This is a genomic window from Trueperaceae bacterium (genome assembly GCA_031581195.1).
Taxonomy (GTDB): Bacteria; Deinococcota; Deinococci; order Deinococcales; family Trueperaceae; genus SLSQ01.
This window is the reverse complement of the sequence record JAVLCF010000096.1, coordinates 1-8,593: the sequence shown is the minus strand read 5'-3', so window position 1 is coordinate 8,593 and position 8,593 is coordinate 1. Positions and strand designations below refer to the sequence as shown.

The 8,593-nt window shown below is 74.8% G+C and carries 6 protein-coding genes; 4 read left to right on the top strand and 2 right to left on the bottom strand.

Annotated features, from left to right (window positions below; all coding sequences use genetic code 11):
• The 4 genes from RI554_09020 to RI554_09005 all read left to right on the top strand — a co-directional run.
• Positions 1-497 (top strand): hypothetical protein (locus tag RI554_09020; protein MDR9392153.1); only part of this gene is annotated, 497 nt, incomplete at its 5' end.
• 53 nt (positions 498-550) lie between these two features.
• Positions 551-3,550, top strand: coding sequence for an FAD-linked oxidase C-terminal domain-containing protein (locus RI554_09015; GenBank protein MDR9392152.1), 3,000 nt, complete (start codon positions 551-553; stop codon positions 3,548-3,550).
• Positions 3,551-3,653: 103 nt separating this feature from the next.
• A complete protein-coding gene (locus tag RI554_09010) occupies positions 3,654-5,828 on the top strand; it encodes a hypothetical protein (GenBank protein MDR9392151.1) in 2,175 nt (724 codons plus the stop codon).
• Entirely contained in the window at positions 5,825-6,106 is a 282-nt protein-coding gene (locus RI554_09005) for a hypothetical protein (GenBank protein ID MDR9392150.1), read from the top strand. Before RI554_09010 ends, RI554_09005 begins: the two co-directional genes overlap by 4 nt.
• Positions 6,107-6,145: 39 nt before the next feature.
• Here the strand turns inward: RI554_09005 and alr are convergent, their stop codons facing one another.
• Positions 6,146-7,411, bottom strand: coding sequence for an alanine racemase (gene alr / locus RI554_09000; protein ID MDR9392149.1), 1,266 nt, complete (start codon positions 7,409-7,411; stop codon positions 6,146-6,148).
• 30 nt (positions 7,412-7,441) lie between these two features.
• Positions 7,442-8,593: hypothetical protein (locus RI554_08995; GenBank protein MDR9392148.1), on the bottom strand; the 1,152-nt coding region annotated here is incomplete at its 5' end.

Sequence of the window (8,593 nt, the reverse complement as noted above, 5' to 3'; positions counted from 1 at the left end):
CGCCGGCGGGGCCGGACGTCGTCCGCCACGCGCCGCAGGGCGACCCGACCGACGTGCTGCACCTGACGGCGATCCCGCACGACGCCGACGCCGACCCCGCCGACGCGCACGCGCCGCTGCGCGACCGGTTGCGCGGGGCGCAGCGCGTCTGGTTCGACCTGGATGCGGACGCGCAGGCGGAGGCGCTGGAGGTCGCCCGGAGCTACCCGACGCTGCACGACGTCCGCCGGACGTACGTCGCGTTGCGGCGGGGATCCGCCCCCCACCTCGCGGCGCGCGCCCGCCGCCGCGCCGAGGCGATCCTGCGGGAGGTCGGGCTGCTCGACGCGCGGGGGCGGGCGCTCCGCGCCGACGCCGTCGATCCGCACGACGCCGCCACCCTCGTGGCCGGCCTGGTGCAGCGTTGGCGGCTGGAGACGCTGGTCGCGGCGTACCGGCACCTCGACGACGCGGGCTTCGCACGGACGGTCGCGACGCTCTACCTGCACGACGCCTGAGGCGCCGTGGGCCGGCCTCCGGAACGCCGGACGGGGGCGTGCGATACTCCGGCATGACCGTGCATTCCGGGTCCGGCGGCCGTCCGGATCCCGATCCCGCCCGCTCCGGTCCGCCTCCCGGCGGACCGTCCGATGCGCGCGACGCCGCCCTCGTGGCGCTCGAGCGCGACCTGCGCGCCACGACGTCGGCGGAGGTGCGCTTCGACGCGCCCGCCCGCGCGGCGTACGCGACCGACGCCAGCCCGTACGAGATCGAACCGTACGGCGTCGCGATCCCCACCGACCGCGACGACCTGATTCAGGTCGTCCGGCTCGCCGCGAAGCACCGCGTGCCGATCGTGCCGCGCGGGGGCGGCACCAGCCTCGCGGGCCAGACGATCGGGCGGGCGTTGATCGTGGACGTCGGGAAGCACCTGACGCGCATCCTGGAGGTCGACGAGGCGGCGGGCACCGCGACGGTGGAGCCGGGCGTCGTGCGGGACCAACTCAACGCCCACCTCGCGCCGATGGGCCTGCAGTTCACGCCGGACGTGAGCACCACCAACCGCGCGGCGGTCGGGGGGATGGTGGCGAACAACAGCGCCGGGACGCGATCGATCAAGTACGGCAAGACCGTCGACGAGACCGTCGCCATGACGGTCGTGCTGAGCGACGGGACCGTCACCCGCTTCGAGGCGAAGAACGACGCGGCCGTCGCGGCGCTCGCGGCGGGCGAGGGCCGCGAGGCGGACGCCTACCGGACGGTGCGGCGCCTGACGCGCGACCTGGCCGACGAGATCGAGGCGCGCTACCCGAAGGTCATGCGGCGGGTGGGGGGCTACAACCTCGACGCCTTCACGGGGGACGCGCCGTTCAACCTCGCGAAGCTGATCGCCGGGTCGGAGGGGACGCTGGCGATGATCCTGGACGTCACGGTCCGGGTGCGGCCGGTCCCGACCGAACGGATGCTGGCGATGCTGCAGTTCGACGACCTCCGCGCGGCGCTCGAGGCGGTGCCGGCCATCAACGCGCACGGGCCGGCGGCGGTGGAGTTGATGGACGAAGGGCTGTTCGTGCTGGGGCGACGGAACCCGACGTTGGCGCCGCTGCTCGACTGGCTGGTCGGCACCCCGAAGGCGGTGCTGATGGTGGAGTTCGACGGGCGCGACGAGGCCGACGTCCGGCGCGGGGCGGACGCCATGCGGGGCGACCCGGCGGTGATGGACCGCGTGACGCACGTGCACGAGGCGTGGACCGCGGAGGCGCGGGCGCGGATCGCGCAGTTCCGCCGGGACGGGCTCGGCATCTACGCGACGGTGGACGGGCCGGACAAGCCGACCCCGATCATCGAGGACGCCGCCGTGCCGCCCGAACGCCTCGCGGCGTTCATTCCCGCGGTGCAGGCCGCCTGCGCGGAGCTCGGCGTGGAGACGGTGTTCTACGGGCACGCGTCGGTCGGCGTGATCCACACGCGCCCGATGATCGACCTCAAGACCGAGGCGGGCGTCGCGAAGTTCCGAGCGGTCGCCGACGCGGTCTTCGACCTGGTGCGGCGCTACGGCGGGTCGTGGTCGGGGGAGCACGGCGACGGCCTCATCCGCAGCGAAAAGAACCGCGAGCTGTTCGGGGAGACGCTGTACGAGGCGTTCCGGGAGGTCAAGCGGGCGTTCGATCCCGACGCGATCTTCAACCCGGGCAAGATCGTCGATGCACCCAGCGCGACGGAGCACTTCCGCTACGGCGCGGACTACCCCACCGTCGAGCTGGACACCGTCTTCGACTTTGGGGAGGACGGGTTCCTCGGGGCGGTGGAGGCGTGCACCGGGGTCGGGGCGTGCCGGAAGGTGGACGTCGGGACGATGTGCCCCAGTTACGTCGCGACGCGGGACGAGGACCACTCGACCCGCGGCCGCGCGAACGTGCTGCGCGACGCCCTGAACGGACGCATGCCGGGCGGCCTGACGTCGCAGGACGTCTACGACACGCTGGACCTGTGCCTCGAGTGCAAGGCCTGCAAGGCGGAGTGCCCCAGCAAGGTCGACATGGCGAAACTGAAGTACGAGTTCCTGCAGCAGCACCACGACGCGCACGGCGTGCCGCTGGGCGTGCGCGCGATCGGCAACGTCGCGAAGCTCGCACCGGTCGGGCAGGCGTTCGCGCCGGTCGCGAACGCCGTCCTGGCGACCGCGCCGGCGCGCTACCTGCTGGAGAAGACGATCGGCGTCGACCGGCGGCGGGTCATGCCGCGCTACGAACGCACCACGTTCGCGCGCTGGTTCGCGCGGGAGGGGGCGGCCCCCGCCGCGGACGCCGCACCGACGCCCGACGCCGCGCCCGCGGCGGAGGCCGGCCCGGGGCGCGTCGCGTTGTTCGCGGACACCTGGACGATGTTCAACGAGGCCGGTCCGGGCCGGGCGGCGGTGCGGGTCCTGCAGGCGTTCGGGTACGACGTGGAGTTGGTGCCGTACGGGTGTTGTGGGCGGCCCCTGATCAGCAAGGGGCTGTTGCGCGACGCGAAGCGGCAGGCGGAGGCGAACGTCCCGAAGCTCCACGCGTACGTCGAGGCGGGCATCCCGGTCATCGGGCTCGAACCGAGCTGCGTGACGGCGTTCCGCGACGACTACCGCGACCTGGTGCCGGGCGAGGCGACCGACGCGGTCGCGGAGCACGTGGTGATGATCGAGGCGTTCCTCGCGAAGGAGTGGACGCAGGGACGCATCGACCCGAGCGCGGTGTTCGTCCAGCGCGACGAGCCGCTGTTGCTGCACGGGCACTGCCAACAGAAGGCGTTGTTGGGGACGTCGGCGCAGCGGGCGTTGCTCGGCTGGATCGCCGACGACGTCGAGGAGCTCGACGCCGGGTGTTGCGGGATGGCGGGCAGCTTCGGGTACGGGCACTACGACCTGAGCCTGAAGATCGGCGAGGACCGGCTGTTCCCCGCCGTCCGCGCGCACGTCGGCACGACCGCCGCCGACGGCTTCAGTTGCCGTCACCAGATCGCCGACGGGACCGACCACGAGGCGAAGCACGTCATCGAGCTGTTGGCCGAGGCGTTACCGGCGGGGGCCGCGTAAGGCCGGGACGCGGCGGGGGGCGGGGGAACGCCGTAACGGCCTGAACATCGCACCGTAATGACGCGTATGACACGGACGCGTCACGTTTTTGGTAGCATCGCGCATGTTCTTGTGGTACTCGACCCTCGACGCCCGACGGAGCCGAGCCGTCGCCCTCGCCCTGTGCACCCTGGCCTCCCTCGCCCTCGCCGACCCCGGCATCACGGTCCGCGTCAGCGGCAGCGACGTGGAGACGACCACCCCCGCCTACCTGCAGGACGTCGTCATCACCGCCTCGAGCCCCGCCTTCGTCTCCGGCACCGCCTACGACCTCGGGTGGGCGTTCGCGACCGACGGCGCCGTGTTCTCCGATAGCGATGCGCCGTACGACGCGACGTTCTCCGGGGTCGACGCGACGATCACCGCCACGGACGGCACCGTGACGTGGTCCGGGCCGTGGGGCCGCTGGGTCGACGTGACCGACGAGAATTTCTGGGAGCTGACGTTCTTCCCGACCCGCCTCTTCGTCGTCAGCGCAGGGGACGCGATCCTCGATCCCGACGCGCCGCTCGTCGCCAGCGCCGTCGACGCGCCGCTCGCCGCCAGCCCGACGATCTTCCCCGGGCGCGGGCACCGGGTGGGCTCGTTCGACGTGAGCGGCGAAGGCTACGTCGGCGGCCGCTACGTCGAAGGCCGGGACGTGACGATTCGCGCCGATGGGTGGGGCGCTCCGGACGGTCCGGAGATGCACGGCCTGAATTTCGGCGCCCTGCTGATCGCCGCCCCCGACGGGGGCGACCCCCACCGCGCCTTCTGGAACGCCTACTACGGCGGCGCGATTCAGGACGTCGGCGAGTTGCTCGGTCTCGAAGCGGCCGTGACCGACACCGACGTCGTGTCCGACGTCGAACCTTATTTCGACGCGCCGGGAGAGGAGAGGGACGAGGGGAACACGACCTACGCCACGCAGGAGGGGTTCGCCTTCACGTACACGGTCGCCGTCCCCGACCCCCTCCCGGAAGACGCCGCCCTCTGGACGTACTACTGGCACACGACCTCGGACGGCGACGTCTGGTTGGCGTCCGGCTCGGGCGTCGAACGGGTCGAGAGCGCGACGCCCTCCCCCGCCCCGACGATCGTGACGCCCCCCGCCGACGCCACCACCGACGAGGGCGGTGACGCGACGTTCGACGTCACGGTCTCCGCATCGGGTGCGGTGACGTACCAGTGGCAGACCGCCCCGGCGGACGGCGGGGCGTGGCGCGACGTGGACGGCGCGAACGCCGCCACCTGGACCCGTGCGTCCGTCCCCCGCGACGCCGACGGCACGCAGGTCCGCGTCCGCGTCGGCAACACCGACGCCGGCGCCCTCACCACCGTCACCGCCAGCGACGCCGCGACGCTGACGGTGGTGCCCGTGACGCCCGCCCCCACGCAGGTCGTCGGCCCCGCCGACCGCGCCGTCGTCCGAGGGACGCCCGCCCGCTTCACGGTGTCCGCCACCAGCCCGCACCCCCTCGCGTTCACGTGGGAACGCGACGACGGCGACGGCTGGACGCCCGTCCCCGACGCCGACGCGGCGACCTGGACCCTGTCCCCCACCACCCTCGAGGACGACGGCGCCCGCGTCCGAGCGGTGGTCACCGCCCGCGAAGCGGACCTCGCCCCCGCCGTCGTCCGCACCGACGCGGCCCACCTCACCGTGCACGCCGACGACGCCCCCGCCGCCGCGGGCGCGTGGCCCGCGCCGGGGGGCGCCTGGCTCGCCGGCGACCTCCCCGCGACCGACGACCTCGTGAACGTCGAGGTGCGGCTCGAGGGCGGCGACTGGGTGGCGCTCGCGCCCCCCGACGTCACGCCCCCCTTCGCGGTCCCCGACCTCCCGGACGGCGAACCGGTCCGGCTGCGGTTCCGCGGGGTGTACGCCGGCGGGGGGCGCGGCGCGCCCTCCCCCTGGCTGGACGTCACGCCCGGCCGTCCCGACGCGCCGAGCGTGGCGTTCCGCCTCCCGGCCGACGCGGACGCGAACGTCGCCACCCGCGACGGGGAGGCACGGAGCGTGACCCTCGACGTCGTCGTGACGAACGAGGGGAACACCGCACTCCCCGACGTCTGGCTGGACCTCACGCCGCTCGAGGCGGCCGGCGGCGCGAGCGTCGCCGCCGTCGAGGCCCCCGAGGGGTCCGACCGCCTGCAGGCCTACGACGGCCTTTGGCTGTGGCGCGACGCGGACCTGCCCCCCGGCGCGTCGCGGACCCTCACCCTCACCCTTGCGCTCCCCCCGGAGGCCCCCCGATGACCCCGACGCCGGTCCGCCCCTCGCCCGCCACGCCCCCGCAGCGACGCCACGCCCCCCACCTCCGCGCGACGTCCAGGGCCCTCGTCGGGCTCGTCGCGGCGCTCCTCGTCGGCGGGTGCGGGGGGCTCGGCGTCCCGAACGCCGACGCCGACGCCCCCCTCCCGCTCCGCGTGTGCGCGAGCGCCGCCCCGTCGTTCGGCGACGGGGACGCGGTGACGTGTGCGACGCTCGACGCGCGCTACCGCCTCCCCGCCGACGCCCCCACGCCACGCCCCTGAACGCCCCCAGGGCGCACCCTGGGGGCGTTCAGGGGGGGTTCAGGGCACGACGCGACGGGGGATCTGCGCCGGGAGGCGACTGACGAACTCGTTGTTCAGGCCGTCGGCGACCTCCGCGAACGACGCGACCGAGATCGCGGCGCGCCCCTGCCGCCCCACCAGCACCGCCTCGTCGCCCGCCTGGACGCCCGGCACGTGCGAGACGTCCACCATCGTGACGTTCATGTTCACGAGGCCCCGGACGGGCGCCTTGCGGCCCCGGATCAGGACGTGCCCGCGGTTCGACATCGCGCGCGGGTAGCCGTCGCCGTAGCCGACCGGGAGGACCGCGATCAACGTCGGTTTGCGCGCCCGGAACGCGGAGCCGTACCCGACGTACTCGCCCTTCGCGACGTCCTTGAGGTCCATCACGCGGGTGTGCCACCGCAACACCCGACGCAGGGGGTTGTCCGAGCGTTTCCCGGTCGCCGCGAGGTGCAGGCGGTAGACGTCGGGGCTGGGCCAGAAGCCGTACTGCGCGGTGCCGACCCGGACCAGCTCGAAGTGCGTCTCGGGGAACGCCAACGCCGCGGCGCTGCAGGCGGTGTGCCGCACCGCCGGGCGGAGGCCCTCGGCGCGGGCGATCGCGTCGAAGTGGTGGAACACCTGCAACTGCTTGCGCGTGCGGGGGCGTTCGGCGAGGGCCTCGATGCCGGCGTAGTGCGTCGCGAGGCCGGCGAAGCGGAGGTGCTCCGGGTGGTCGCGCAGCAGCGCGAGCGCCTCCCGGAACGGCCCCTCGGTGAGGCCGGTCCGGTTCCCGCCGGTCTCCACCTCGAGGTGGACGTGGGCGGGCCGCCCGAGGGCGCGGGCGACCGACAGCGCGGCGTGGAGGCGGGCGACGTCGAAGACGAAGAAGTGGATGCCCTGCCCCACGACCCACGGTAGGTCGTCGTCGTGCAGGATCCCCATGATCTGGATCGTGGCGTCGTCGTCCGGAAGGGCCGCGCGGACCTGCGCCGCCTCCTGGCTCGAGGCGACGGAGAAGTGCCGCACCCCGAGCGACGCGGCCAGGCTCGCGAACTCCGCGATGCCGTGCCCGAACGCGTTCGCCTTCACGACGCTGCTCAGGGTGACGTCCGGCCCGATCTTGCTGCGCAGGAACGCCAGGTTGCGTTTCAGGGCGCTGCGCCGCAGCGTGATGGCGCTCGTGTGGCGCGGGGCGTCCGGCGCCACGCCCTCGGGCATCGCGCCGCCGGGGACCGGCGCGACGTCCGGCCCGAGGGGCGGCGGTCCGGGGGGCGCGTTCGGGGGGGTGGGGCGGTCCATGCCGCGAAGGCTAGCACCGCGCCGGGCGCGTCACCGTGGCAACGGCGGCGGTTCGGCCGGCCCGAGCTCGGTGGGGGCGGCGGGGTGGTCCTGGACGGCGTCGAGGGCGGCGCGACTCGCGCGGTAGGTCCGCAGGTCGCTCGTGTCGCGGATCCACGCGATCCGGGCCGCGTCGGGCGCCGCACCGCACGTCGCCAGGGCGACGCGGACCGCGTCCGCCGCGTCGGGCACGACGAGCGGCATCCGGGCCGAGGGGAGCGACGTGCTCGTCAGGGCGTTCGTCCAGGTGGGGACGGGATCGATGGCGTGCGCGAAGGCGGCGGGGACGACGTCGGCGTGCCCCATGCCGGCGGCGTTCCCTTCGCTGTCGGGGGTGAGCGACAACAGCGCGACGCGGGTGGGGGCGGGCGGTCCGGGCGGGCCGGACTGAAACCGGCCGGTGACGTTCGGGTCCATCCCCAGCCCGCTGACGTCCTTCCCGGCGCGCTCGACGACGAGGACGTCGAGCGCGGCGAAGGGCAGCGTCGCCATCCGCGCCTTCGCGTCGCGCAGCAGCGCCGGCTCGCGCGCCCCGAGCGCCGGCCCAGGGATCGCTTCGACGTGCGCGGGGCGGCCCTCGGCGTCCTCGACGACCCCGACCCCCACGAGGGGTGGGTAGTGCGCCAGCAGCGCCTCGCGGGCGGCGGCGAGGCGGTCGGCGAACCCGTCGTAGCCGAGGGCGTGCAGCGCGGCGGCGCCGGGCCGCTTGCCGAGCCCGACGACGAGCATCTTCGTGAGGCCGGACTCGACCTCGCCGCGAAATCCGGTGTGCGACTTGACGCGGTTCAGGAGCACGACGACGTCGGCGGCGCGCGCGACGCGGCTGGCGAAGAGCGGCGTCCCGAGGGGGCTCTCCCCCACCCGCTCGACGGCGTCGTCGGGGTCGAGCGGCACGCCGTCGGGCACGAGCCCGTACCCGCGGAGGACCTGCGCTTGACCTTCGGGGGTACCGCCGCCGTGGCTGCCCATGGCCGGCATCAGGGTCGGCGTCGCGCCGATCTCGGCGAGGGCGTCGAGGGCGCCGGCGACCAGGTCGGGGTAGCGGCCGAGTCCGCGGCTCCCGAGCGCCACCGCGACGCGGGCGCCCGCGAGGCGGGCGGGGCCGTGGGCGGCGAGGGCGCCGGCGAGGGCGCTCCGGACCGC

Coding starts and splice junctions, on each gene's coding strand:
- RI554_09015 (MDR9392152.1), top strand. CDS start 551: ATGACCGTGCATTCCGGGTCCGGCGGCCGTCCGGATCCCGATCCCGCC.
- RI554_09010 (MDR9392151.1), top strand. CDS start 3,654: ATGTTCTTGTGGTACTCGACCCTCGACGCCCGACGGAGCCGAGCCGTC.
- RI554_09005 (MDR9392150.1), top strand. CDS start 5,825: ATGACCCCGACGCCGGTCCGCCCCTCGCCCGCCACGCCCCCGCAGCGA.
- alr (MDR9392149.1), bottom strand. CDS start 7,411: ATGGACCGCCCCACCCCCCCGAACGCGCCCCCCGGACCGCCGCCCCTC.